Below are 22,263 nucleotides of genomic sequence, written 5' to 3'. Positions count from 1 at the left end.
CTGAGCCACTGATTGACATTGAACCATCTGATAAAACAATCATCGGCAATAAACTGGTTAAAGACATCAAGTACACCTATCAAGGCAAAGCCCTCACACTCAACAAGAATGGTATTCTTGAACTTGATGGTAAAGTCTTTGAATTACCAGTAGATGGCTACATTGAAGCGACTGGTACGCTTGAAAAACTAGCTGATGGAGAAACTCACGCTGACGAAATCACGGTCAAAGCCAAAGGCAAAAACAGCGGTAAGACCGTTAGTGATAAAGACAAATGGTACGGTGTAAAGGAAAAAACGCCTGAAACACCTAAAAAGCCTGAACCTCCCAAAACACCAGAAACACCTGCTAAACCCAATCTACCCATGACAGGCGAACAAACAGCGATTATCGGTTCAGTTGTCGGTGGACTGCTTGTATTATCTATCACTGCCTACAAGCACAAGGTCATTATCCAAGCTCTAGCAAGCGTTAAGGATAAAATCAAGAAGTAGACCCTAGACATAAAATAGGGGCATTAGAAAGCCTAGAATGAGTTTCTAGGTGGCGTATCTTAGTTTAAAGGTAAAACCACTTACTATAAGTGATTATAGGTTCAACTCCTATGAGATACATAAATTGAAAAAAGAAAGGGGGAGACCTATGGATATAAACAATTTTCCTGATATTTTGGTGGATAAAGAGTATTTGATTGATAATTTCTTTCCGTCATTCAAAATGAAAACGTTAGAGAAATACTTGACAGCTATCAGAAAAACACCAGAATTTGAAGATATTTTAACACGTTCAAGCACACGAAAAACGCTAATCAATCCGAAAGGCTTTTTTTTATATCTCAAATATAGAGAAAGCAAGATGTATCAATAAAAATGGTATAATTAGTTTATTCAACTAATGATATACCAAGAAAGGTGGGTATATTGTTTTACAGAAAAACAAGTAACGGCAAGTATCGTTATTACGAAAAATATTATGACGAAAGTGAGGGTAAATGGAAACAAGCGACAATTACGCTAAATTCCAAAACCAGACAGGCACAAGGCGAAGCGAGACGAAAACTTGAAGCTAAGATTGAAAAGAAATTGCTTGAAGATGATGTCAGTAAAAGACTAGGACAAAAAGCTAACACGATAACCGTTAAAGAGGTTTACGAGGAATATACGCTTTTTCGAAAACAAGAAGTTAAAGATAGCACATTTTTCACACAAGAGAAAGCTGTAAAAAGCGTTCTGGTAGATATTTTGGATAAACGGATAAAAAGTATTTCAAATGGATATTTTCAGAAATTCTTTATGTCAAGTTCAAATTCACTTACTTACAAAAGATTACAAAAAACAATCATCAGCTCTTTTTTTAAATATGCGATAAAAATTGGTTATATTGACCACAATCCGATTGATAGAGTTGAGTTACCTAAACAGAGAAAAAAGATTGAAGAAATTGAAAGAAAACGGGCTAAATTCCTATCAAGGGAAGAAATGGTGCTATTTAAACAATCATTTGGTGTTTCCTCTAGTGAGATAAGAATGAACCTCTTAATTGAATTTATGTACTTTACAGGTTTACGTGTTGGCGAGGCAATCGCTTTGATGTGGGAGAATGTCAACTTAGATGAACGTACAATCCATGTTAAATATAATTTAGATTCTCATAGTGCCAAGTTAAAAGAATTTAAGTTGACTTCTCCTAAAACAGAAGATTCTTATCGGAAAATTTCAATCAATACAAGATGTGTTGAGATATTGAGTGAGATAAAAGCGATGAACTTAAAAATTAAACCATTAGACCAACGTTTCATTTTTTTAAGCAATACAGGCAATTTGATATTTCCTAAGAGTTTGAATACCTATCTTAAAAAAATTGGAAAAATAGCTTGTATTGATTAAAAAAACCCAGAAGACTTTTCAAGTCACATGTTAAGGCATTCGCATATAAGCCTGCTCACAGAATTAGGTGTCCCTATTAAGGCTATAATGGAGCGTGTCGGGCATAAAGATGAAAAGACCACCATTCAGATTTATACTCATGTGACAGAAAAAATGAAGTCAGATGTCAGTAATAAATTGGAAAATATTTAACTCAAAAAACTAACCAAGAACTAACCAAAAGTTGTGGTTAGCGTGGAGAATGATGGAGAACGTGAGAGAGATTAAATGTTGTACAACTCCAGAAATAAAGGCTTATCGGGTACCTTAGAGAACATGAGAGAGGGGAGGTATGGTATAATCACGCTATATCAAAATTTAATTATTTTTTCTTCAAAAATGATAGTCCTGATAGTTTAGATTGTAAAATTTCAAAATAGGCTGCGACAACTATGATGGCACCTGTTGCGACATATTGCCAAAAACTATCAACGCCCACGACCACCAAGCCAACTTTTAAAGTACTTAGCAAGATGGCACCCAAGAATGTACCAATGACACTGCCACGACCGCCAGATAATGAGGCTCCCCCAATAGCTGTTGCCGCAATCGCATCCATTTCATACGCTTGACCTGCAGTAGGTTCCCCACTCCCCAAACGTGCTAACATCACCATTCCTGCTAATGCTGCTGCAATCCCACAAAAGGCATATGCTAACATTTTAGTTCTATCAACATTTACGCCTGATAAACGAGTTGCTTCTTCATTGCCACCAATTGCTAATAAAAATGTGCCAAACTTTGTAAATTTTAGTAAGATGAAACAAATTACCGCAAATATTATCAAGATGAAAATTGCTGATGAAATGTTTAAAAAAACAGCACCATCCATCAAATTCCTAAAGGACTTCGGAATATTTAAGACTGGCCAACCTCCTGTAATGATATAGGCACATCCTCGGTAAACGCTCATTGTCCCAAGGGTTGCAATAAATGGTTGTAGTTTCATTTTTGTAATAACTATCCCATTAATCGCTCCCAAAACAGCGCCAACGATACAACCTGCTATAATTGCTACTGGTGCCACTAAGCCTTGAACTAAAAAGTTACCAATGACGACAATCACAACTGCAAATATTGAACCAATCGATAAATCAATGCCGCCTGTGATAATAACAAAAGTAACACCGAGCGCTAATAGACCATTTATCGTGCTTTGATCAATGATATCCATATATATTAGAATAACTGATATAGATTGGGTTGAGCATTGTAAAAATAACGAACATCATCAAGATAGCAACAACCAGACTAAGTTCTCTTCCAAAATTTTTTAACATCTCAACTAACCCCCATCGCATATTGTAATAATATTTCTTCGTTTAAGGCTTTATTTTCCATTTCAGCTACTTTTTTGCCTTCCCTAATCACAAGCACCTTATCACTTAGACCAATCACCTCAGGAAGTTCTGAGGAAACCATAATAATGGCCTTCCCTGTTGCAACCAATTCTTCAAGCACTCGATAAATTTCAAATTTGGCATTAATATCAACACCTTTAGTTGGTTCATCCAAAATAATAATCTCAGCATCTGATGATAACCATTTAGAAATCACAACTTTTTGTTGATTGCCACCACTTAAATTTTTAGTCAAATATAACGGGTCTTTTTGATTATAATGCAAAGTCTCAATGTATTTTTCAGCATCTTTCTTTTTCTTGTTCTTACTGACAAAAGCAAAATTCAAAAATTTATCCATTTTAGTAATTGAAATATTATCCATATTATTAAAATTGCTTAAAAATCCCTGTCGTTTGCGATCCTCTGGAATGAGCCCAATGCCAAATTCAAGTCCATTTTTGGGTGTCGTAATCTTCACTGGCTTTCCTCTGATGAGAATCTCGCCTGAATCAATAGACTCAGCACCAAAGATTGACCTCACAATTTCTGTTCTCTTTGCACCAACTAAACCAGATAAACTAATGATTTCACCTTGGTGTAAGACAAAGGAAATATCCTGAAATTGGCCATTTTTACAAATGTTTTTAACTTCTAAAACCTTCTTAGCCTGATTATAGTCAAAAGCTGGTCTTTGTCGTTTCGCAAAACTTGCGACATCACGTCCAACCATTAACTGAATGAGCTCTTTTTCATTGATCTCACTCATTTGAACTGTTTTTACAAATTCACCATCTCTGAAGATAGAAGCTTGATCACAAATCTGAAAGATTTCATCCAATTTATGACTCACATAAATCAACGTAATCCCTTCTTTTTTTAAATCTGCTAAGACATCAAACAAAGCATTGATTTCATGGCGAGATAATGAAGCTGTCGGTTCATCTAAAGAAATAATCCTTGCTTTATGATACAAGGCTTTTGCGATGGCAACCATCTGCATTTGGCCTGTACTCAAATCACCTGCCCGTTCCTTTTCAGAGATATGACATTTCAGTTTATCTAATAGCTCTCTTGCCATTTTATTGATCAATGCTTTGTCTACCAAGCCTGATTTTTTCTTTGGCTCATAGCCCAATACGATATTTTGAGCAACGGTCAATTCTGGAATTAAACTAACCTCCTGATGGACTTTTGAAATGCCATAGTTGATTGCTTCTGTCGCATTTTTAAACTGAGCCTTTTCCCCCTCAACAGAAAACTCGCCATCATAGTCGGGATAAATGCCATGCAGTATATTGAGCAATGTTGATTTTCCAGCACCATTTTCACCTAAAAGGGCATGAACCTCTCCTTTTTTAACTGAAAATGAAATATCATTTAAGGCTCTGACACCCGGAAATGTCTTGCCGATATGGTTAAATTCAATAATATTTTTCATCTATACACTCCTATTATCATAAGGTCATCTCTAAAATATTATTTAAACTGCATACCTTCCCAGCCAACAATTTCTTCTACTGTCTTGTTGACATTTTCACTATCAATTAATGCTTGTGGTGTCCACACAACACGAGGAATTTCTTGTCCTGCCAACTTACGCATTGTCATCTCAACAGCAATTTGACCACCTAATTTTTGAACTGAATCGACTGTTGCATCCAATTCGCCTTTTTTAATACTTTCATACGCTTCGCTTGTACCATCAACACCCATGACAATGATATCCTTGCCTGAGGAATTAACAGCTTCCTGAACACCCAAAGCCATCACATCATTATTAGCGAAAATTGCTTTTAAATTTGGATGCGTTTTAATCCAAGTTTCAGCAATGTTTTTGGCCTTTGCTCTATCCCAATCGGCATTTTGTTTTTCAACAATATCAATTCCAGGTGCATTTTCTTTTATATAGTTTTCAAAACCAGCAGTTCTTTGTTTTGCCGCAAAGACTTTTGGCATCCCAACAATGATTGCCACCTCTCCTTTGCCATCTAATTTTTTGGCTAACCATTCAGCAGGTAACTCACCTTGTTGGATGGCTTTTGGTCCAACAAAATTATTAGCTTCTGCAATCAGTCCGTCATAAACATTAATTGTTGGAATGCCTTTTTCTTCAGCTTTAGTTACCCCAGGGCCTAAGTTGCTATCTGAAATAGGAGATAAAAGTAATGCGGTATATTTTTTATTAATCATATCCGAAACAATAGCCAATTGACCTTGCTCATCACTTTCTTGTTGTGCGCTTTTTACATCAATTGAAACATCATAACCATTATCTTTAAAGACACTTGCCCCTGTTTCCAAGCCATCCTTAATATTGCGCCAAAATTCATTAGTAAAGGATTTCGCAACACCACCTAATTTAACTGTTTTAGAATATTCTGGAATCGCTCCCAATTCTTTAACCAAGTCAGCATAATAAATGCCATCAGCAGTATCTGGATTAAAAGCAGCAACTTTGTCTGACTTATCCGCACTATCTTTTGATGATTCTTCTGGTTTAGTACAAGCTGATAGTCCAAGCATGGCAACAAATAAACTTCCGACTACAAATTTTTTATTCAACATAATTTTCCTCCTCGAAATGTGTTCACATATCCACGAAACTAAGTTATTAATTTTTGATTGATTTAGTTAATAAATAGCACCGCAGGCTAACCTTTTCACCTAAAAAATATTCTAAGTCACTGACTTCAAAATACTTGCTATCTTACTAGCTCTTCTTACACTATCTAGATATTAGTGCTTAAGCTTTTTCTAAATTAGTATTGTCATACCTCCTCCTGACCAATCTTACATATCTACAATAAAATAACATCTAATTTCGATAGTCGATTCTAGTTTAGCTACTATCAACTAGCAATACTGAACCCCTATTATCAATGGTTGCCGTGTCCATATATCTTAAATTATCCACTGCTTTGGCTCTCTGCCGATTAAATATGCCATGTCTTGTCATAAAACTCACTCCCTTTCATTTTTTCAAGTGTTGGCATGCCACCTTGTGCGCCAAAATATTGAACAGAAATAGAAGCTGCTAAATTTCCAAATTTAATAGCGCTTTCAATTTCTAGCTCATTGAGAAGTGCATAAGCAAAAGCACCATTAAAAGTATCTCCCGCCCCTGTCGTATCAACTGGTTTAACTTTAAACGCAGGCACTAAAATTTCTTTTTTACCATCATGATAAGCCACACCTTTTGAACCTAAAGTAACAATCAATTTTTGGGGATATTTTTTCAATACAGCCTCCCTCGTCAAATGAGGAAAAATTATCTCCAATTCATGTTCATTCGGTGTTAAATAAGTAATTTTATCAATCAAATCTTCACTTATTTTTCTTGCCGGAGCAGGATTGAGCAAGACTTTAACATGATGTTCATCACAATATTTGATAATCGCTTCGTTTGTCTCTTGCGGAATTTCATGTTGCAACACAACAAGCTCACTATGCTTTAATAGTAACCAGAAATCATCTTTTAGATTTTTGACTGTCATCTCATGATTAGCACTAGGTACGACGATAATTCGATTATCATTTTCAAATAAAATAATATGAGCAGTTCCAGTCGGTTGCGGTACCGTTCCCACAAAATCAACATTGACCTGATGATTGACCAAATTTTCAATAACCGAAGTCCCATTACTATCCTTACCAACTGCACCCACCATAAATGGTCTAGCACCTAATCTCCCCAAAGCTACAACTTGATTGGCTCCTTTACCACCAAAAGTGATATCAAATGATCTCCCAAGTACGGTCTCCCCTGAATTCGGCACAACATCAGTACTAATAATATTGTCTATCGCCAGACTTCCAATCACTGTTACATTCTTCATTGATTACCTCCTTGTCGTTTCTCTTTCTACATATATCACTGGTAATATAATCTTTTTATTTTTGACAGACTCTCTATTAATTAAAGCATGAGGTAACTTGGCAGCTTTCAAGGCAATTTGATAAGCTGGCTGTCTAATCGTTGATAGAGGTGGGGATAAAAACTTACTCATTGGTATGTCATCATAACCAATAATCTGAATATCTTGTGGAATACTTCAATTTCTTTTTGAACTTCATGGAGTAAGGCAATCGCATGAATGTCACTTGGACAAATGATGCTATCAATCTCTTCAAATTGGCTAAAAACTGCTTTGGCCTCTTGAACTACGACAGCAAAATCAAAAGATTGGCTTTGGTAAAGTTCAAAATTAACTTTACCTTCAGGATCTAACACTGTCCCTCCTTTTTATATGGTACCGCTCCCATATTGTTTAAAAACTATATCCTGAACAAAATATAGCGCTTACATTTTCGTTTGTCAAGTCTTTTTTAAAATATCCTTACCTAATTCAAATCATCTCCATAAAATACAACGAGCGTTCTAAAATCACTAACTCATTTTCATCATTAATATCATAGAAAAAAACAGTATTTACCCATTTTACAGTCTAATATCACAATATATTACAAAAAAACAGTCCCAAAATTGTGGACTGAATCTTATGTTTTTAATAAAACGTCTAATTCAAAGACTTTCTTATCTTTATTTCGCTGCTGCGTAAAGTTCGTTGACTTTAGCCCAGTTGACAAGTTCAAAGAATGCTGCGATATAGTCAGGGCGAACATTGTGGTATTTGAGGTAGTAGGCATGTTCCCAAACATCCAAACCAAGTACAGGTGTTTCGCCATCTGAAATCGGATTGTCTTGGTTGGCTGTTGATGTCACTTTAAGCTCACCATTAGCATCTACTACCAACCATGCCCAGCCGCTACCGAAACGACCTGTTGCAGCTGTTTTAAAGGCTTCTTTGAAGGCGTCAAAGTCACCAAATTCAGCTGCGATAGCTTCGCCAATTGCACCAGTTGGCGCACCACCAGTATTTGGTGCCAAGATTTCCCAGAAGAAGCTGTGGTTAACATGACCACCACCATTGTTTTGAACGACAGTCCGAATATCAGTTGGTACAGCGTTCAAATCTTTAACGAGTTCAAGCGCTGATTTGTCAGCCAATTCAGGATGTTTATCAATCGCTACGTTCAAGTTCGCCACGTAAGTTGCGTGATGTTTGTCGTGGTGCAATTTCATTGTTGCTTCATCGAAGAATGGTTCGAGTGCATCATATGCGTAAGGTAGTTCTGGAAGTGTGTGTGCCATGTTGGTACCTCTTTCTTTAATTCTCTAAGCGATGAGTGATGAGTAATATTATACCTTCATTCTACCTCAAAAGATGAAATAGCGCCAACATTTAGATTGCAAATTTTAGCTTTTATGAACACTCAAAAAAACGCAAGAGATGTGGTTTCATCTTGCGTTTTCGTGATTATCATTTCTTTTACTGATTTTTACCTTCAAGGACAATGTCTTCAGCGGTAATATCACTACCAAAGAAATCTTTCAGGGTTGCGTCATAGTCTTTGGCAAAAAAGCCATCTTTACCGAGTGTTTCAAGCTCTTTATTAACCCAATCAAGCAAGGATTGATTCCCTTTTTTGATGCCCGGGTTAATTGTTGCAACCTCTCCAAGTTCTTTAATACCTACTTCAAACTCTGGATTTTCTTTCACCCAAGCATACAAGTAGCTATTATCATCAGCAATGGCATCCGCACGACCGTCTTTCAAGGCTTGGAATTGCTGCGTTTTAGATTCGTATTTTTCAAGTGTCACCTCAGATTGTTCCTTAATAAAGTAGGCTTCTGCTGTGGTGCCTTTATTAACAATGACTTTCTTACCTTTGAGCTGTGCCACGTCTGTGATAGCCTTATCTTTAAGACTTGCCACACCGATGGCCACCTTCATGTAGGGATTAGCAAAGTCAATCACTTTTTCACGCTCAGGTGTTTTGGTAAAGTTGGCAAGGACAAGGTCAACTTTATTGGACTTGAGAGCATCGACACGTTCTTCTGCATTGACAATGACATATTTTACTTTAACGCCTAAATCTTTCGCAATTTGATTGCCAAGATAGACATCATAACCCTGATTTTTGCCGTCAGCATCTAAATAACCATAAGGCGATAAGTCACCAAATACGGCAATTTTGACTTCACCTCGTTTTTTGATGGCTTCAACGCTGGATGAATTTTTATCCTCTGAAGTACCCTCTTTTTTAGATGAGCTACACGCTACAAGCGAAAGGGCTACCCCTGTAACTGCTAAAATACCGACTGCTTTTTTCCAAATTTTCATAATATATTTCTCCTCTATCTTATTTATTAATTAATATGCTAAACTAGATAAAAATTGTTTGACGCGGGGGTTGTCTTCTGTTGTAAAGAAGGCTTCTGCACCTGTCTCAACGAGAATTTGACCTGCGTCCATAAAGATAATGCGATCAGCGACTTGTCTGGCAAAATTCATCTCATGCGTGACAATCAACATGGTCATGCCTTCCGAGGCTAGATCTTGAATGACACTCAAGACTTCTCTCACCATTTCTGGGTCAAGGGAGGCTGTCACTTCATCAAAAAGTAAGACTTGCGGCTGCATGACCAGACTTCTGACAATGGCTACCCGTTGTTTTTGCCCGCCTGATAATTCACGGGGATAGCTTTCAGCCTTATCAGCTAAGCCAATCCGCTCTAAAAGGGCAAGAGCTTCTGATGTGACGGCTGCTTTGTCACGTTTCTGAACTTTTAAGGGGCCTAGTAAAATATTATCTAGCACCGTTAGATTAGGAAAGAGATCGTAGGACTGAAACACCATCCCTATCTCTGGACGAATTTTCTGCCAAGCAAGTTCGCTGAGTTCTAAAGTGTTGTCCTTGAAAATAATTTCTCCGCTGTCAATCGTCTCTAAGCCATTGAGCGTGCGAAGCAGCGTGGATTTGCCGCTACCGGATGGGCCTAGTAAAACGAGTACTTCACCTTTATCAATAGCAAGGGAGACGCCTTTTAGAATCTCGCTTTTGCCAAATTTTTTATGGATTTTTTGGGCTTCTAAAACACTCATGGGCGTGCCTGCCTTTCTAGGCGTTTAGCTAATAGCGATAAGGGCCAACAGAGGATGAAATACAGGAAGAAAATGAAGCCGTAGACCCAAAGTGAGGCTGTCGGGATTTTAATCGTGTAATTTTCGATAATTTGCTGGCCGACCTTTATCATCTCTGGTACGCCAATGATCAAGAGAATGGAGGTCGTTTTAATCACGCGCGTCACTAAATTCAGGGTTGCGGGGATTACAAGTGGTAGGCCTTGAGGTAAGTAAATATAGCGATATTGTTGCCATCTAGAGAGACCCAGCGCACGTCCAGCGTCAATCTGTGTTTTTGGCACGCTAATCAAAGCTGACCTGACGATATCACTCATCTCAGACGAAATCCAGAGGACAAAGACGAGTACTGACACCGTAAATTGACTGATATCAGTGTTCAAGGCTTCTGGTAAAATGTAGTAAAAAACAAAAAGTAAAACGAGTAAGGGCATGATTCTGAAAATTTCCAGATAGAGCTTGAAAATCAGTTGAATCAGCCTTGAATGGGATGTTCTGAGGATGCCAAACAATATGCCTAGCAGTAAGCCAATCACTAAAGATGCGAGCGAAATTTTGGCAGCCAACCACATACCACCCAAAATTCGGGAGAGGTTGGTCCCATCAAAAAGGATGTCAAGACCCGAAGATGCCATGGCGAACTCTCCTTTCGATATAAGTGATGATGAGCGACAGCGGAATTAAAATGACGGCATAAGAAATGACCAACATCAGCAAATACTCTCGTGTCAAATAATACATACCGATCAAATCTCGTGTCACATTGGTCAAATCCATGATGGCAATGGCCGAAAAGACGGAGGTTTCTTTCAGTAAGAAAAGCACATTCGCGCCAACTGCAGGGACACTATTGGCAAAACCTTGCGGGAAAATAATGAAACGTGCTAATTGAAGTCTGGTCAAGCCAAGCGCACGACCACTTTCCACTTGAATTGTCGCAACTGAGTCAATCCCACCACGGAGAGCTTCACTCATATAGCCACCACCCAAAAAGGCTAGACCCATCATCCCAACCGTTTCTTTTTCCAGATGAATTCCAATGCGCGGTAAACCATAATAGAGGAAAAAAAGCTGAATCAACAAGGGCGTATTGCGTGATAACTCGGTGTAAGCACTAGCAACTTGTCTCAAAACTGGCAGTTTGAAATAGATGACGAAACTTGAAATCACCCCAATGATTAAAGCAAGTAGGATACCGACACTTGCAAGTTTTAAAGTAATCCCCATAGCATGTAAATACTGTGGTAAAGCTTCACGCATCATTTGACTATCCATATCCCCTCCTTTATTTAAAGTTTAAGCTAATGTCTGGTAGACACGTATCGCTTTCAGTTTCATACTTTACCATATTTCTCTTACCATTCTAACGCTGAACAGCTCGTTCAGCCTTAAAAATAATAAAAGGTCGTGATAGAAAATTCTAATCACGGCCTTTCGTTTTAACGTCAAAACATATTTTGAGATGACAGTCGGTTGAGTTGTCTAAAAAAAGCATCATTTTCTTCAGCTTTTCCAATGGTAAGCCGTATCCAGTTTGGATAACCATATTCTGCGCCACCACGAACCAAGATACCCTTAGCTTTTAAAGCCGCAACAATTGGAGCCGTCTCTGTCTTAAAATTGACAAGAATAAAATTTGTTTGTGATGGTATCACTTCTAGCCCATGTTTAGCTAATACTTTATAAAAGTTAGCACGCTGTCCCGCATTTAAAGCGATTATTTTTTGGGTATGTTCGATATCAGCTAAACTGGCAGTCGCAGCTTGTAAACTCAACCGATTCATATTAGGTGGTACTTTCAAGCCAAATAATTGATGAATGATTTGAGGATTAGCCATACCATAACCAATTCTAAGCGATGCGAGACCGTGTACTTTAGAAAAGGTTCGCAATAAGATAACATTAGGATAGGTCTTGATAAATTTAAGACTGTCGCTAGCATCATGTGAATTTGCATATTCGATATAAGCTTCATCAAGAACAACCAAGATATTTTTCGGAACTTGTGCCAGAAAAGTTTCAAGTTCTTGATGCGCTAAAAATGTCCCTGTTGGATTATTAGGATTACAAATCCAGATAATATCCGTTTGGGGTGTTATCGCTTGTCGGATAGCCTCCAAATCAAAACCATGCGCAGCAGTAAGTGGCAATTCTAGCAAGTCTCCACCATTTACCACCGTCGCAACACGATACCAATCAAAAGTCGGGGCACAAGTTAGAGCCGTATGACCTGCATTTTGATAGACACTAGCAATCAAGGAAATCAGGTCAAATGAGCCATTCGTTACCAAGATTTGATCATTTTCAAGGTCAAAATATTGCGCAAGTGCACGCCTTAAAGGCTGTGCTTCAACATCAGTATATTGCGATAAGTTAGAAAGTTCATCAAGAATTGCTGTCGCGACTTGACTGGACGGCCCATAATTATTTTCATTGCGATCTAGTTGTATGAGCTCTTGTTTTTGTGTCAAGACTGGTAACTCACGTTTGACATACTTACTTTCGTAAGCTGCGAGTGTCTGCTTTATTCTAACTTCTGTCATGTCCAATCCTTTCTACGAATTCACTCCGGGAATTCTTGAAACTTGACCTGCGCTAATCGCTCCGTCCAAGCGGGGTCATTCGCGAACAAAAGTCCGCTCAAAGGCTTTCGATGAATTCACTTCGGGAATTCTTGAAACTTGACCTACGCTAATCGCTCCGTCCAAGCGGGGTCATTCGCGAACAAAAGTCCGCTCAAAGGCTTTCTTATTTATTCTTTTTCACTAGGATTGATGGCATAATCACCTTCAAAATATGACTTACTTAACTTAGCAATCGTACCATCATCATATAATTTTTTGATGCCTGCATTGACAAGATCTCGAATTTCTTTGCCTTTTTCAGTCTTAGGGAAAATGTAGTAAGAAAACGCAGAACGTTCTTTGACATCAGCAGCTGGAATTTCAATTACCTCAAGATTTAAGCCCTGCGCTTTAACTTGAGACTTAGCAATAATCGCACTTTCAAGTTTGAAATCTATTTTACCAGACTCAACATCACGAAACTGCTGAATTTGATCCGCTTCCGTATACTCTAATTTGACAGACGTTTCAGGATGTTCCTTATTATATTTTTCAATCATTACGGTATAGCTGACAGCTGGCTCACCTTCAGTTGATTTTCCTCCAATATCATTCAAATTTTTGATATTAGAGCCTTTTGGCACAATTAAGGCTAATGGATTTCTATAAATAGGATCTGAATAATAATATTTTGCTTCCCGATCAGCTGTTTTAGCAAATGAATTGGCACCAATTTGATAGCGATCAGAATCTAGTCCCGCAAGAACAGAAGGAAATTCCGTTTTATCAAATTTTATCTGATAGGCATCCTGACCTTTAAAAATCTCGCGAAGTAAATCAATATCAAGGCCTTTGAGTTTCCCATCTGCATCATCAACATAAGTATAAGGTTTGGGATAAGCGCCAGTCCCAACAACAACTGTTTCTTTCTTCTTATCGGTGCTACTACCATTACTTTTAGTACAAGCTGTGGCAAAAACTGCAAATACTGCAATGATTGCTAAACCTAGGGTTACTGTTTTTAATTTCTTCATTCTATCTACTCCTTAATTAAGATATTGCGGCGACTATTTATCTATTTCCCTAACACTTACGCAGTTATGAGCAACATTCTAAAGCTTCTCAGTCAAACTTTAGAACGCAATGTCTTCTCTATTTTCTCGTTAGTGGTGAACATCGCTTGCGCTAATCTTTCTGCATCCTGCGTTAGGGGCAATGCTTCATAAATACTGCCAAATTTATCAATCACAGTTTCGGCTAATGCTGCGACTTGCTGTTTGTCATTAAAACCTAAATCCGATAAGGTCCAAAGATTATTGAATTGACCGAATAAAGCCAATTTATCTTCTGTTAATTGCCCTTGTACTTCATCTTGTAAAAGCAAGCCAAAGCCGACTAATTCGCCATGTAAGAACTTATGCGTTGCTGGAAAGTAAGTTGCGGCATTGTAAAAAGGATGGCCAAGCCCTTGATATAAGCGCCCTGTTTGAAAGCTACCCGTTAAACCTGCCAAATAAATAATCGCATCAAGTACTAATTTACCAGAATCAGTATAACTTCCAGCTCTCGCCTCGGTAAGCACTGACTGTGTATAAGTCAGCAAGGTATCAAAAGCACGTTCTGAGAGATCTACCATTACTTGAAATGTCATATTCCCTTTATCAAGTCCCAGATAAGGCGAGATTTCATAACGTTTTGCTAGGGTATCAATAACACCCGCATAAACAAAGCGCTCTGGTGCTGACAAGACAATCTCCGTATCAACTAAGATAACACGAGGCCCTACTTGATGGAATAGCGGTTGCGTGAAACTACCGACATCATCATATAAAATTGCTACTGCTGCCCAAGCTGCACAGGTTGCGGCAATTGTCGGAACCGTTATCAACGGAACTTGCGCAAGTTCACTGGCTGCTTTCGCTTGATCAATCGCTCGACCGCCACCGACACCAATCACCACATCATAATGTTCAGATTTTATTTTTTCTGCATAGCTTTGTGCCTTTGCCAATGTCGGAAAACCTGTGAATGTTTCAAAAGTAGCCATAAGTGCTGATTTTTCTAAACTTTTAGAAATAATCACTTCAGTTTTTTTAAGCGCTATTTCGCCACCAATAACTAAAATTTTTTGGCCTAATTCTCTCGCATATTTTCCGATATCTTGAATCGCACCGACTCGATTTTCATAGATTTTAGGTACTGTGAATACTACCATGATATTTCCCCTTCTAGTTATTTATCCCAAAGACTAGTGTCCGGTCCGAGTGCTAGTAAATTTCGGGGATTTTCAGCATGATTACCTAAGCTATAACCTTGTTTAATGGCTTCAAAGTTTGTCGTTTCCCGAAAAGCAGGAATTTGATAAAGTGCTTTTGCATAGCGCCAGAGATTTGGAAAATCAATCAATCGATTACGGTTGGTTCTAAAAATTGAATAATAAGCAACATCAAACCGTGCCAAGGTGACATAAAGTCGAATATCACTGTCTGTTAGCTTATCGCCAAACAGATAGCGACGATTGGCTAAACGCGCTTCGAGCTGATCCAGTCGATTAAAAAGTAGATGATAATTTTTTTCATAGGCGGCTTGAGACTTAGCAAAACCAGCTTTATAGACTGCATTATTCACCTCATCAAATAGCATCTCGTTAAGTGCATCAATTTCTGAACGTAAGGCTACCGGATAAAGATCAGGCGCATCTTCTTTTATAAATGCTGTAAAGTTGGTCTCGATTTGCGTTGTCATCTGGTGGTAATCATTCGTCACAACTTGTTTGCTTGTCAAATCCACGATTGTTGGAATAGTGGCACGCCCAGTATAATCTGGATCTGTTTGTGCATAAATTTCTGCTAAATATTCAATTCCAAGGACAGGATCTTGATGACCTGCGTCCAAAGCAAAACGCCAGCCCCGTTCAGTTCTTACAGAATGAACCTTTCCTTCACTAATCACCTCTTCCAACCCCAGTAGTCGGCGCAAAATCGCCACACGATGACTCCAAGGACAAATTTCTCCCCAAATCAGCCGATATCGTCCTGCCTCAGCAGGAAATGTTTTTCCACCAAGCTCAGCTGTAAAATAATTCTTTTGTCGCTCAAATGCTCCCTCTTTTGTTATCTCATTTTTATCTTCGCTAAATACAATCACCATCTTTATGCCCCTTTTATTTTCTGTTTCCCTACAACTTCTTTTATTTTCTCATAGATACTTATCGCTCGCCTTTTGTAAATGAAAAATCCGTGATTAAAATTTCTAATCACGGATAAATGCGAGGAGTTACCTATTTAAATTCAAACTCAATCTGATCACGACCATGTTCTGCCGTCCAATCTGTCCATTGGGTTAATTCTGGACCTTTTGGTAAGATTTTCTGATGTTTTTCTGTCGGATCAATATGTGTTGATAAAAAGTAATGTTGCTTAATGGCTTCAAAGTCTGTCGTATCACCAAAACCATAGGTTTGATACAAGTCACGCGCATACCCCCAAAGATTTGGAAAATCAATCAAACGATTCCGATTACAATTAAAAGCTGAATAATAAGCCACATCAAAACGAACTAAGGTGGTGTAGAGTCGCACATCAGAATCAGTTAAACGTGCACCATGTAGATAGCGACGTTTAGACAAGCGTTCTTCTAGCCAGTCCAATCTGGCAAAAAGCCTGTCATAAGCCTTTTCATAGGCTTCCTGAGACCGAGCAAAGCCTGCACGATAGACACCATTGTTCACTTCCAAAAAGATGATATCGTTAAGCTCACGAATATCTCCCTCTAAATCCTCTGGCAATAAATCTGGTGCATCAGCTTTATGATACAGCTGCCAGTCTTTCTCAAAATAATAAGTCAAATTGTGATAATCATTTTCAACGACTTTTTTACTTGAAATGTCTACCAAGGCTGGAACAGTTGGTCGTTTCCCATCTTTTAGATAGTTAGCATCAGCATTTTCATAAACCTCACCCACATAATGAATGTCTAAAATTGGATCCACATCATTGTCATCCAGTGTAAAAGCCCAGTCAATATGGTCTAATGTCGGACGCAACGGATCAGCTGTCCCTAGTGAAATGGCCTCTTCCAGTCCCAAAATTTTACGGACAATCACACTGCGGTGAGCCCATGGACAGACTGGTGACCAAAGCAAGCGATAGTTGCCTGAGATAATAGGTAACTGACCTTTACCCTCACCAAATGTCGCAACGAATTCATTAGTTTGACGAACAAAACGCCCATTTGCTGCAACTTCAACAGACTTTTGCGTTGTAAAATTTTGCTCCGTTTCAAAATTGCCATCAATATCATGAAGTTTTGTTTTATCTTTTGTCATTTGTTATACCTTTTTATCCTTATTTTTCAGCTCAAGCGCTTAATCTATCTAGTACAGACAGTATTAAATAGAACGCCATTTTTATATCCTCTATTTATTTTAGCATAGCATCATAAACTGTGACACGATAAAAAACTTATGACGGACTTTAGAAATAACTATTGCTGAATGCAGAAAACTTACCACATCATGCGATAAGTTTCTAACTATCCTTCAATAAAACCTTCCTCTATAAACCACTCTTGCTCATCTGGTAAAAATTTGATAAAGCCAGTCTTGAGATGAGAAAAACCCATCTTTTCATAGTAAGTAAACGTTTTAGGATGTGTATAAAGTCCAACAATCTGACCCTTTAACTGATCCAGTAAGGTCTGAATAATGCGACGACCAATCCCTTGACCTTGTAGATGTTCTGCAACCGCAATATTGTAGAGATTGGCTTGCAAGACACCATCCGAAAGCGCCCGACCACAACCAACAAGCGCACCATTCTCAAAAGCAAAAGCAAGAACTTGTGAATTTTGAAAGGATTGCTTTGTCCGTTTCTCATCTAATGACGAGATGCCGACATCTTGCATCAATTTTGCAACATCAGCGTACCGGACATGCTCGTCTGTTCTTTCATATTGAATCATTTTATTGCCTCTGCCGATGGTGAATAGTCGCCACCATAAAATTTCTCAGACAGTTCTTTTAACGTGCCGTTCTCTGACAACGTTTTAAGAATTTTATCCATTTCACCTTTGAGTTTTTCTTGTGTGTCTTCTAAGATAAAATATTCATAGGTTTTAAATGTCGGATAATCCTTCAAATCGGGAATATTGCTAGCAACGGTAACACCATGTGTCTGGGCTAAGTTTTCTGCCGCAGATTTTGAGGCAAATAAGAAGTCAATCTGACCAGACTCGACCGCAGCCAAACGATCCGCTAATGAGCGTTCTGAATAAGTCACGTTGATTTTTTCATCTGGGTATTTTTTATTCCAGGCTTCAAAAATCGCCCCATAGTTAGTTCCTGCAGGAATCTCTGTCTTCTTACCGATTAAATCTTTGATTGATGTATAGTTATTTTGTGTGCTTGAAAAGATGGCATTGACATTTTCAGAAATCGGATAGGTAAATAAATATTTCTTTTCCCGTTCAGGTGTTTTGCCAAAATTATTGGCACCAATTTGGCTTCGACCGGCATCTAAATCTGTTAAAATTGCTTCATCAGAAACGATTTTATAGTCAAATTGATAGTCCGATAATTTTTTATCAATCGCTTTCAGTACTTCAATATCAAAACCTGTCAGTGTCCCCCCATCTTTATAGGTATAAGGCTTAGAGTCTGCCGTTTGTGCCACGGTAATCGTCGTAACTTTTTGAGCTGTCTCAGTTTTTTTGTCTGACCTGCCACAAGCCGCTAAAAAAGTCACACTTAAGAGGCCTACAGCAGTGACGGTTGCAATTTTTTTAAATCCTATCATCGAAAATCCTCTTTTCAAATTCTTAACCCCAATTTTATCATAAAAAGTGTGATTACCCCCTTTTAAAAACTATATGGCGACTTAAAAAAAAGAAATGACCATTTCTGATCATTTCTTTTTATAAGTCATGATAACTTTGGTAGAGTTCCTGACGGACTAAACCTCGTGTTTTCGCGACCTTTTTAATGGCTGCATTGGGCTTTTCACCTGCCTGAATCAAGGCCTCAACAGCTTCTAAATCTGTCAAATCAGAAGTCTCATCCTGTTTGACAGCATCAGCCCCACTGACAATAATCAAACATTCACCCTTAATCGGATGCGTCTCTAACGAAGCCAAAACTTCAGAAATTCGACCACGGCGATATTCTTCAAAAAGTTTAGTTAGTTCTCGCACAAAAGCCACCTCACGATCACCGTAAACAGCCAATAGATTAGTCAGCGTTGCAGCCACTCGGTGAGGTGACTCATAAAAAATCTGACTTTCTGGATAAGCCATTTTTTCAGTTAAAAAAGCAACTTGTTCTGACTTTTTACGTGGTAAAAAACCGTAAAAAATATGTGGTTGCGGCGCAATACCAGAGGCAATCAGGCCAGTAATCCCCGCACTTGCACCCGGTAAGGCAACAACATCAATACCTTCAGCGATACAAGCTAAAACTAAATCATGTCCCGGATCAGAAATAGACGGTAACCCCGCATCCGAAACCTGAGCAATGGCTTTACCCGATGCTAAAAATTGCACCATTTTCGAGAGTTTCAGACCGCTATTATGCTCATGAAAACTCTCTTGTGGTGTCTCAACCTCAAAGTGATTGAGCAGTTTCTGCGTGTTTCGTGTGTCTTCCGAAGCAATCAAATCCACCGTTTGCAAAACTTTGACCGCCCGAAAGGTCATATCGTCCAAATTGCCGATAGGTGTCGGCACTAAATACAGCGTCCCTGCCGACTTTGCGCCCTTAAAACTCTGCTGAAAATTCATCATCGATACAAAATCTCCGCGCAATACAGACATGTCTCACCCGGCTCCAAACGCTGACCGTAGAAATCGCGACAGACATGAAAGCCATCTTCGTAAATTTCCTGCAAATTTGACATCGGCACTTTTTTAGTCAATTTTTCGTTCTTGTTTTCTGAACTATGCGGCTCTGAAAATTCAGTCAAACGATCGCGCAAGCGCGCATTTTCCAAGCGTAGACTGGTATTCTCTGTCAATAATTTTTGATAGTTACTTTTAATATCACTGACTTGTGTAAGTGTTGCGACCAAACCTTCTTCAAGCTCAGATAGATGCTCAAAGAAAGACATTTTATCTGTCATCAAATTACCTCAATTTCTGAAATATCATAATCCTGAACATGGTTATCCAATCGAACCTTGACTGTATTGGATAAAATATTCAGACCGATTACCCGAGCCTGACCGTCAATCGTTTTGACAGTATCGCCAAAATCTGGGAAATTTTTGCGCGCCTGACGATAAAAATCATCTTCATAACTCAAGCAACACATTAAACGACCACATAGGCCATTTAACTTATTCTGATTTAGTGATAAAGCCTGATTTTTAGCCATCTTAATGCTAACGTTGGGGAATTCACCCATAAATTCCGAACAGCAAAGAGGACGACCACAAGGGCCAAGACCTCCAAATGTTTTAGCGACATCTCGTGATCCAATTTGCCGCAGCTCAATCCGTGTTTTGAAATTGCTCGCCAAATCTTTTAAAAGCGCTCTAAAATCTACCCGATGTTCTGCTGTAAAGCTGATATACAATCTTTTGTAGTCAAGCGTATACTTGACTTCAATGACTTTCATATCAAGGTCATGGTCTTGTACCAAACGTTTAACCGTTAGTTTAGCAGCATCCGACTCTCGAGCAACTTTATCAGCCAATTCAAAATCTAGGATATTGGCACGAGAAACGATGTACCCCTCGCTTGCTAAGTCTGCTGAGACTTCGCGCACAACACGCCCTAGCATCTTATATTTTTCAGTTTTAATCACCACAGTGTCAGCAATCGCATAATGACTGTTACTTGAGACAAAGAGGTTGTCCTCACCGTGGGTAAATTTGATTTCGTAATTCATAATTTTCTTTCTTAATGCCTCACAGCATGGCTAACGATTGCGTTATACTCATTTAAGTTTATAGCCTAAAATGATTTTTTCTAAACTGGCCTGAAAATTCACATTGGCACGCCAGTATTTTTGTGCTGTAAACACATTTTGTGCCCATTTAGATTGACGATTTTTTACAAATAAGATAGCAAGGATGTTAAAAGCCAAACCTTGCATTTTCTTGTCCTTAAATAAGGATGCTAACTGTATGATTTGTAGCAAGGCCTCATCGACGTTACTAGCCAAAGTCTTGGCGAATTTTTCCAGCTGCTTGACACTCTCCAAAAACGCCTTGTCCGCTGCCAAAGACTCAGCTTCAGTCAAGGAGGTGACAATCTCCGAGATGATACGAGCATCCGTCTTAAGTGACCCGTGTTGCTCCAAATAATTCTGAATGAACTGAGATTGACTTGGAAAGGTAATGACTTGGGCACGTGATTTAATGGTCTCTAGCACCATATTTTCAGATGCAGTTAAAAGAAAGATGTAAATTTCAGACTCGGGTTCCTCAATGGATTTGAGTAAGGCATTGGCAGCATTGACATGAAGCTTTTCAGCCTCATCTATAATCACCACCTGCCGATTTGTCTCAAAACCAGATTGTGAAAAAGTGAGTAATAAATCCCGAATCTGCTGTGTCTTAATCGTTTGACCATCAGGCTTGACGATATGCAAATCAGTAAAGTCATTGGCCGCAACCAAGCGACATTCCCGACACTGACCACAAGGCAAACCCTCTTTTTGCGCCAGACAAAAGCGCGACTGGGCTAGCCAAATCGCCGTTTCCATAGCACCAAAGCCACCCGAAAATAAGAAAGCATGATGTAATTTGTCATGCTGCAAGACTTGAGAAAATTGCGCAAAAAGTTCAGGTTGTAGTTCAGAAATGGCCATCAAAAATCTCCGGGAAGCGCAACTGTAAAGTCAATAAAGTCGCTGCCACAACTTGGTCAATCGCTTGCGATGCATCAATCGTCACAATGCGCTCAGAATTAACTTTAGCAATGGCTTGATAACCAGCACGCACTTTTTGGTGCATCTCTTGCGCTTCCAAGTCAAGTCGGTTGACCTCACGGTCACCTGTCATCACCCGCGACAGACCAATCTCTGTGTCAACATCAAAATATAGCGTCAAATCTGGCAATAAACCGTCCGTCGCAAAGTTATTAATCGCTTCAACATCAGTCACATCAATCCCACGCGCATAGCCTTGATAGGCAACTGACGAGTCGATAAACCGATCAATGATAACGATTTTACCTTCAGCTAAGGCGGGGCGCACTTTTTCATTCAGATGTTGTCTGCGTGCTGCTGCAAATAAGAGCAATTCTGTTTTTCCGTCAATCGCTGTATTTTCAGGTGCGAGAATTATCTCACGAATACTCTCTGCAATCCGAATACCACCCGGTTCACGCGTCGTTAAAATAGCAGCACCCGTTTGTGTTAGCAACGGTAAAATTTTATGTAATATCGTTGTTTTTCCAGCGCCTTCAGGCCCTTCCAACGTAATCAAAATTCCTTTAGTCATAGTTT

Annotated in this window: 25 protein-coding genes and 1 pseudogene; 3 read left to right on the top strand and 23 right to left on the bottom strand. The window is 38.8% G+C overall.

All coding sequences use genetic code 11. The features are described 5' to 3' along the window. From ACYQ21_RS04535 to ACYQ21_RS04525, 3 genes and pseudogenes are all read left to right on the top strand, one after another. A partial coding sequence (locus ACYQ21_RS04535; RefSeq protein WP_460055707.1) for an LPXTG cell wall anchor domain-containing protein occupies positions 1–494 on the top strand: 494 nt, incomplete at its 5' end. 148 nt (positions 495–642) lie between these two features. Next, complete coding sequence (locus ACYQ21_RS04530) at positions 643–867, top strand: excisionase (RefSeq protein WP_460055704.1); 225 nt, start codon at positions 643–645, stop codon at positions 865–867. A gap of 425 nt (positions 868–1,292) precedes the next feature. Next, positions 1,293–2,078 (top strand): annotated as a pseudogene (locus ACYQ21_RS04525) (tyrosine-type recombinase/integrase). A 169-nt stretch (positions 2,079–2,247) separates the two neighbouring features. On the opposite strand, the gene ACYQ21_RS04520 reads toward ACYQ21_RS04525, so the two are convergent. The 23 genes from ACYQ21_RS04520 to tmk form a co-directional block, all read right to left on the bottom strand. Next, positions 2,248–3,099, bottom strand: coding sequence for an ABC transporter permease (locus ACYQ21_RS04520; protein WP_460055702.1), 852 nt, complete (start codon positions 3,097–3,099; stop codon positions 2,248–2,250). A gap of 107 nt (positions 3,100–3,206) precedes the next feature. After that, positions 3,207–4,706, bottom strand: coding sequence for a sugar ABC transporter ATP-binding protein (locus ACYQ21_RS04515; protein ID WP_460055700.1), 1,500 nt, complete (start codon positions 4,704–4,706; stop codon positions 3,207–3,209). Between the two features lie 38 nt (positions 4,707–4,744). Further along, complete coding sequence (locus ACYQ21_RS04510) at positions 4,745–5,833, bottom strand: sugar ABC transporter substrate-binding protein (RefSeq protein ID WP_460055697.1); 1,089 nt, start codon at positions 5,831–5,833, stop codon at positions 4,745–4,747. A 368-nt stretch (positions 5,834–6,201) separates the two neighbouring features. Then, positions 6,202–7,104, bottom strand: a complete 903-nt coding sequence (rbsK, locus tag ACYQ21_RS04505; protein ID WP_460055695.1) for a ribokinase — start codon at positions 7,102–7,104, stop codon at positions 6,202–6,204. 3 nt (positions 7,105–7,107) lie between these two features. Further along, positions 7,108–7,275, bottom strand: a complete 168-nt coding sequence (locus ACYQ21_RS04500; protein WP_460055691.1) for a substrate-binding domain-containing protein — start codon at positions 7,273–7,275, stop codon at positions 7,108–7,110. Further along, positions 7,272–7,499, bottom strand: coding sequence for a hypothetical protein (locus ACYQ21_RS04495; RefSeq protein WP_460055689.1), 228 nt, complete (start codon positions 7,497–7,499; stop codon positions 7,272–7,274). The genes ACYQ21_RS04500 and ACYQ21_RS04495 overlap by 4 nt, the downstream gene beginning before the upstream one ends. A 309-nt stretch (positions 7,500–7,808) precedes the next feature. Continuing rightward, positions 7,809–8,420 carry a superoxide dismutase gene (locus ACYQ21_RS04490; RefSeq protein WP_460055687.1) on the bottom strand — a complete coding sequence of 204 codons (612 nt, stop codon included), beginning with the start codon at positions 8,418–8,420 and terminating at the stop codon, positions 7,809–7,811. 178 nt (positions 8,421–8,598) lie between these two features. Then, positions 8,599–9,453, bottom strand: coding sequence for a transporter substrate-binding domain-containing protein (locus ACYQ21_RS04485; protein WP_460055684.1), 855 nt, complete (start codon positions 9,451–9,453; stop codon positions 8,599–8,601). Between the two features lie 30 nt (positions 9,454–9,483). Further along, positions 9,484–10,215 (bottom strand): amino acid ABC transporter ATP-binding protein, encoded by a 732-nt coding sequence (locus tag ACYQ21_RS04480; RefSeq protein ID WP_460055681.1) that lies wholly within the window; start codon positions 10,213–10,215, stop codon positions 9,484–9,486. Next, complete coding sequence (locus ACYQ21_RS04475; RefSeq protein WP_460055679.1) at positions 10,212–10,889, bottom strand: amino acid ABC transporter permease; 678 nt, start codon at positions 10,887–10,889, stop codon at positions 10,212–10,214. Before ACYQ21_RS04475 ends, ACYQ21_RS04480 begins: the two co-directional genes overlap by 4 nt. Beyond that, entirely contained in the window at positions 10,870–11,529 is a 660-nt protein-coding gene (locus ACYQ21_RS04470; protein WP_460055676.1) for an amino acid ABC transporter permease, read from the bottom strand. The genes ACYQ21_RS04475 and ACYQ21_RS04470 overlap by 20 nt, the downstream gene beginning before the upstream one ends. Before the next feature lie 170 nt (positions 11,530–11,699). Continuing rightward, complete coding sequence (hisC, locus tag ACYQ21_RS04465) at positions 11,700–12,797, bottom strand: histidinol-phosphate transaminase (RefSeq protein WP_460055673.1); 1,098 nt, start codon at positions 12,795–12,797, stop codon at positions 11,700–11,702. 209 nt (positions 12,798–13,006) lie between these two features. Next, positions 13,007–13,852 carry a transporter substrate-binding domain-containing protein gene (locus ACYQ21_RS04460; RefSeq protein ID WP_460055671.1) on the bottom strand — a complete coding sequence of 282 codons (846 nt, stop codon included), beginning with the start codon at positions 13,850–13,852 and terminating at the stop codon, positions 13,007–13,009. Positions 13,853–13,944: 92 nt separating this feature from the next. Next, positions 13,945–15,033 carry an iron-containing alcohol dehydrogenase gene (locus ACYQ21_RS04455; protein WP_460055670.1) on the bottom strand — a complete coding sequence of 363 codons (1,089 nt, stop codon included), beginning with the start codon at positions 15,031–15,033 and terminating at the stop codon, positions 13,945–13,947. 17 nt (positions 15,034–15,050) lie between these two features. Then, entirely contained in the window at positions 15,051–15,968 is a 918-nt protein-coding gene (locus ACYQ21_RS04450; protein ID WP_460055667.1) for a glutathione S-transferase family protein, read from the bottom strand. A gap of 130 nt (positions 15,969–16,098) precedes the next feature. Beyond that, positions 16,099–17,145: a glutathione S-transferase C-terminal domain-containing protein gene (locus tag ACYQ21_RS04445; protein WP_460055665.1), complete on the bottom strand. Its 1,047-nt coding sequence runs from the start codon at positions 17,143–17,145 to the stop codon at positions 16,099–16,101. Between the two features lie 206 nt (positions 17,146–17,351). Then, positions 17,352–17,780 (bottom strand): GNAT family N-acetyltransferase, encoded by a 429-nt coding sequence (locus ACYQ21_RS04440; protein ID WP_460055663.1) that lies wholly within the window; start codon positions 17,778–17,780, stop codon positions 17,352–17,354. Beyond that, entirely contained in the window at positions 17,777–18,613 is an 837-nt protein-coding gene (locus tag ACYQ21_RS04435; RefSeq protein WP_460055660.1) for a transporter substrate-binding domain-containing protein, read from the bottom strand. Before ACYQ21_RS04435 ends, ACYQ21_RS04440 begins: the two co-directional genes overlap by 4 nt. A 118-nt stretch (positions 18,614–18,731) precedes the next feature. Then, entirely contained in the window at positions 18,732–19,595 is an 864-nt protein-coding gene (gene rsmI / locus ACYQ21_RS04430; RefSeq protein ID WP_460055657.1) for a 16S rRNA (cytidine(1402)-2'-O)-methyltransferase, read from the bottom strand. Beyond that, complete coding sequence (locus ACYQ21_RS04425) at positions 19,592–19,930, bottom strand: initiation control protein YabA (protein WP_460055654.1); 339 nt, start codon at positions 19,928–19,930, stop codon at positions 19,592–19,594. Before ACYQ21_RS04425 ends, rsmI begins: the two co-directional genes overlap by 4 nt. Continuing rightward, positions 19,930–20,700, bottom strand: a complete 771-nt coding sequence (gene ricT / locus ACYQ21_RS04420; protein WP_460055651.1) for a regulatory iron-sulfur-containing complex subunit RicT — start codon at positions 20,698–20,700, stop codon at positions 19,930–19,932. Before ricT ends, ACYQ21_RS04425 begins: the two co-directional genes overlap by 1 nt. 48 nt (positions 20,701–20,748) lie before the next feature. Continuing rightward, positions 20,749–21,624, bottom strand: coding sequence for a DNA polymerase III subunit delta' (locus tag ACYQ21_RS04415; protein ID WP_460055649.1), 876 nt, complete (start codon positions 21,622–21,624; stop codon positions 20,749–20,751). Then, positions 21,611–22,258, bottom strand: coding sequence for a dTMP kinase (gene tmk / locus ACYQ21_RS04410; RefSeq protein ID WP_460055646.1), 648 nt, complete (start codon positions 22,256–22,258; stop codon positions 21,611–21,613). The genes ACYQ21_RS04415 and tmk overlap by 14 nt, the downstream gene beginning before the upstream one ends. Positions 22,259–22,263 lie beyond the last annotated feature (5 nt).

It is taken from the genome of Pseudolactococcus yaeyamensis (assembly GCF_054658615.1).
This window is presented reverse-complemented; position numbering and strand designations above follow the sequence as displayed.

Excerpts from the sequence above, each read along its gene's own strand:
- ACYQ21_RS04530 (WP_460055704.1), top strand. The coding sequence starts at position 643 with ATGGATATAAACAATTTTCCTGATATTTTGGTGGATAAAGAGTATTTG.
- ACYQ21_RS04520 (WP_460055702.1), bottom strand. The coding sequence starts at position 3,099 with ATGGATATCATTGATCAAAGCACGATAAATGGTCTATTAGCGCTCGGT.
- ACYQ21_RS04515 (WP_460055700.1), bottom strand. The coding sequence starts at position 4,706 with ATGAAAAATATTATTGAATTTAACCATATCGGCAAGACATTTCCGGGT.
- ACYQ21_RS04510 (WP_460055697.1), bottom strand. The coding sequence starts at position 5,833 with ATGTTGAATAAAAAATTTGTAGTCGGAAGTTTATTTGTTGCCATGCTT.
- rbsK (WP_460055695.1), bottom strand. The coding sequence starts at position 7,104 with ATGAAGAATGTAACAGTGATTGGAAGTCTGGCGATAGACAATATTATT.
- ACYQ21_RS04500 (WP_460055691.1), bottom strand. The coding sequence starts at position 7,275 with ATGAGTAAGTTTTTATCCCCACCTCTATCAACGATTAGACAGCCAGCT.
- ACYQ21_RS04490 (WP_460055687.1), bottom strand. The coding sequence starts at position 8,420 with ATGGCACACACACTTCCAGAACTACCTTACGCATATGATGCACTCGAA.
- ACYQ21_RS04485 (WP_460055684.1), bottom strand. The coding sequence starts at position 9,453 with ATGAAAATTTGGAAAAAAGCAGTCGGTATTTTAGCAGTTACAGGGGTA.
- ACYQ21_RS04480 (WP_460055681.1), bottom strand. The coding sequence starts at position 10,215 with ATGAGTGTTTTAGAAGCCCAAAAAATCCATAAAAAATTTGGCAAAAGC.
- ACYQ21_RS04475 (WP_460055679.1), bottom strand. The coding sequence starts at position 10,889 with ATGGCATCTTCGGGTCTTGACATCCTTTTTGATGGGACCAACCTCTCC.
- ACYQ21_RS04470 (WP_460055676.1), bottom strand. The coding sequence starts at position 11,529 with ATGGATAGTCAAATGATGCGTGAAGCTTTACCACAGTATTTACATGCT.
- hisC (WP_460055673.1), bottom strand. The coding sequence starts at position 12,797 with ATGACAGAAGTTAGAATAAAGCAGACACTCGCAGCTTACGAAAGTAAG.
- ACYQ21_RS04460 (WP_460055671.1), bottom strand. The coding sequence starts at position 13,852 with ATGAAGAAATTAAAAACAGTAACCCTAGGTTTAGCAATCATTGCAGTA.
- ACYQ21_RS04455 (WP_460055670.1), bottom strand. The coding sequence starts at position 15,033 with ATGGTAGTATTCACAGTACCTAAAATCTATGAAAATCGAGTCGGTGCG.
- ACYQ21_RS04450 (WP_460055667.1), bottom strand. The coding sequence starts at position 15,968 with ATGGTGATTGTATTTAGCGAAGATAAAAATGAGATAACAAAAGAGGGA.
- ACYQ21_RS04445 (WP_460055665.1), bottom strand. The coding sequence starts at position 17,145 with ATGACAAAAGATAAAACAAAACTTCATGATATTGATGGCAATTTTGAA.
- ACYQ21_RS04440 (WP_460055663.1), bottom strand. The coding sequence starts at position 17,780 with ATGATTCAATATGAAAGAACAGACGAGCATGTCCGGTACGCTGATGTT.
- ACYQ21_RS04435 (WP_460055660.1), bottom strand. The coding sequence starts at position 18,613 with ATGATAGGATTTAAAAAAATTGCAACCGTCACTGCTGTAGGCCTCTTA.
- rsmI (WP_460055657.1), bottom strand. The coding sequence starts at position 19,595 with ATGATGAATTTTCAGCAGAGTTTTAAGGGCGCAAAGTCGGCAGGGACG.
- ACYQ21_RS04425 (WP_460055654.1), bottom strand. The coding sequence starts at position 19,930 with ATGACAGATAAAATGTCTTTCTTTGAGCATCTATCTGAGCTTGAAGAA.
- ricT (WP_460055651.1), bottom strand. The coding sequence starts at position 20,700 with ATGAATTACGAAATCAAATTTACCCACGGTGAGGACAACCTCTTTGTC.
- ACYQ21_RS04415 (WP_460055649.1), bottom strand. The coding sequence starts at position 21,624 with ATGGCCATTTCTGAACTACAACCTGAACTTTTTGCGCAATTTTCTCAA.
- tmk (WP_460055646.1), bottom strand. The coding sequence starts at position 22,258 with ATGACTAAAGGAATTTTGATTACGTTGGAAGGGCCTGAAGGCGCTGGA.